Consider the following 2,414-nt stretch of genomic DNA (forward strand, 5'->3'; position numbering starts at 1 on the left):
CCTGGACGTGCCCCCGCCCCTCACGCCCAGCTACTGTGTGGACGCGGCTTGTAGTGGCAATCCCGGGCTGCTGGAGTATCGCTGTGTGGATACGGCATCGGGTGAGGAGCTCTTCTACCGGGGGCCATTTGTCCGGGGAACCAACAATGTAGGGGAGTTTCTGGCGATTGTCGAGGCCCTGATGCTTTGCCATCAGGAGGGCCACCCCTGGCCCATCTATTCCGACTCCGTGAACGCCATCTCCTGGGTGAGGGCCAAGAAAGCCCGCACCAACCTGAATCGTACCCATCGGAACGCCGAGTTGTTTGAACGCCTGGACCAGGCCGAAACCTGGCTAAGATCACACGCCTATCCCAACCGGTTGCTCAAATGGCAGACCGATAGCTGGGGGGAAAACCCGGCGGATTTTGGGAGAAAATAGCGCGCTCCAAAGCAGGTTTTACACCAGATTCGGAACCCGACCGAAGGGAGACGCTCTTTCCGCCGCCCGTCAGGGATGGGTGTGCTCCGGGATTCAAATAGATGCCTTTGGGTCTCCTGGTTGGAGGATGATCTTTGTGAATCCGGTATTACTGCTGGTGGGTCACCTGCGGCAGCAGGGCCGCTTTGAGGACAGGGTTGCCAGAAGCCCAGTCGAACAAGGGGCGGGCGAAAGGACTGCTCACAATACCGTCTTTCACCCCGGTGGGCATTTGCTCGGAAGGGTAACGCAAGGCTCCGGTAGAGGCCACAAACTCACTGGGGAAGCTAACCCAGATGGTGAAGGCCAGGAATAGGCCCCACAAGAATCCCCCGATTCCTCCGATCACCCCCTCGGCGGTGGGGGTCAGGTGGGCGAGCGGGATAAACTGGGAAATGTAGGCCATGGCCAGGCCCAGGGCCAGGGCCAGCAAAGGCAGAACGAAATTGGGAACCAGGGGAGCGATCAAGGGAGCCAGCAGCACATACAGCAACAATGCCGGTACTGCCGCCAGGGTAAAGGGAGCGCCCTGGCGTATGCCCAGTGCCAGGGCTGCCGCGAAAACAAAGAGGGCCATCAGGTCGAGCCAGCTTAGCATCAAAACGAAGTATACCTGCCTGCAGGCCTGGAGGCAGGCTATTTCAACCAGAACGATGGGGGATGGTCGGGTGGGCAGGCTGGATGACCTCGAGATGAAAGGCCAGAAAGCCTACCCCAGCAGACCGCAAAGCCGCCCGACCCCGCCGAGGGCAGCTTTCAGATTGATGGCCTTCCTATGGCGATTTTCGTTATTTTTGCCGCTGTGAACGGTGGCAAAATATGGGCCATTCACGGCATTTTTGTCCAGAAAAACCGCCTCGAGGTTCGGGGAATGGGTGCGCCTTCAACGGCTACCGCCCTAAGCTGCGCACAAGGCCCTTCGACCCATCAGCGCGGTTACTGGCGCAGTACCCAAGATGTAGGCCAAGCCCGAAGCAGCGATACACGCCCTGCGGAGATACCCGGAATACGCCTGTCTATCTCAATTGCCGATAACGCCGGAGGTTTTCCATATCTTCCTGCACCAAATCATCGCGCCAGGCCAGCGACTCGAGATGGTGGCGCAGCTCGTGCACCAGGGTCTCCCAAATTTCGCCTTCCCAGTCGAAACTGGAGTCGCCAGCAGCCAGTGCAGCAAAAGAGCCGTAAAACAGGGCGATGTGCCGCCCGATGCCCTCGAAGCCACCCAGCACCGAGGGAAAGCCAGGGTCGTGATACTCCCCCAGGCGCAGCAGTCCGGGTTCGTCGGGATCGGGTTTGAGATACTCGAGCACATGGATGCCCAACAATCCTTGTTTATACCCCAGCGGGACTTCCTCCCACAGGCGGTCGGCCAGGTCTACAAATGCCTCGTAGGTCATCTCATTCAGTCTGACACAGGTTGGTGAAGGCAGGATAATCTATGGGGGATGAGCGGCCTCGAGCAAGCCGGACTGGCCATTATGGTCTTGAGTCTGGTGGAAATTGCCGTCTGGAGCTTTTTGCGGGGGCGGGGCTCGATTTCGCCAAAAATCTATCCGTTTTTGATGGTGGCGGCAGTGGGGACTGGCATACTGGGTGCATTTCTATTTAGCTGGGGTTAGGCCGCAAACCCGGACACTGCGGTTCGGCCAGACTTTCGCCAGCCCACTTGCACAGGCAAGGGTCGGCATTCTTGGCTCGAGCGCCCGTCCCGCTCGACCCTCAACCCGGCTTGTGACCTTCTTTCCGGGCGTTCGTCCGACAAAAATTAACATGCTGGGTCACTCGGGGAAAAGCAGCCTCAAGAAAACCCTTGAGCTTTGACGGGTCAGCAGGTAAACTTTATGGCAGTATGGTGCGGAGGTGGTTTTTTAGCTAGGCCTGCGGGAGACGCATTACTCTCTCGTGGGCGGCCCGTGTGCCGCCCAGTTTTTTTTGGGTAGACTTGACGGGG

General features: G+C 58.7%; 4 protein-coding genes. 2 read left to right on the forward strand and 2 right to left on the reverse strand.

The features are described 5' to 3' along the window. Positions 1–421: RNase H family protein (locus Q0288_RS13175; protein ID WP_299431159.1), on the forward strand; the 421-nt coding region annotated here is incomplete at its 5' end. A gap of 148 nt (positions 422–569) precedes the next feature. Here Q0288_RS13175 and Q0288_RS13180 read toward each other — a convergent pair. Next, positions 570–1,058, reverse strand: coding sequence for a hypothetical protein (locus tag Q0288_RS13180; RefSeq protein ID WP_299431161.1), 489 nt, complete (start codon positions 1,056–1,058; stop codon positions 570–572). Between the two features lie 418 nt (positions 1,059–1,476). Further along, positions 1,477–1,860, reverse strand: coding sequence for a metallopeptidase family protein (locus Q0288_RS13185; RefSeq protein WP_299431163.1), 384 nt, complete (start codon positions 1,858–1,860; stop codon positions 1,477–1,479). Between the two features lie 48 nt (positions 1,861–1,908). Between Q0288_RS13185 and Q0288_RS13190 the strand changes: the two genes are divergently transcribed. Next, entirely contained in the window at positions 1,909–2,082 is a 174-nt protein-coding gene (locus Q0288_RS13190) for a hypothetical protein (protein WP_299431165.1), read from the forward strand. Positions 2,083–2,414 lie beyond the last annotated feature (332 nt).

It is taken from the genome of uncultured Meiothermus sp. (assembly GCF_937863175.1).
In the GTDB taxonomy this organism is placed as follows: domain Bacteria; phylum Deinococcota; class Deinococci; order Deinococcales; family Thermaceae; genus Meiothermus.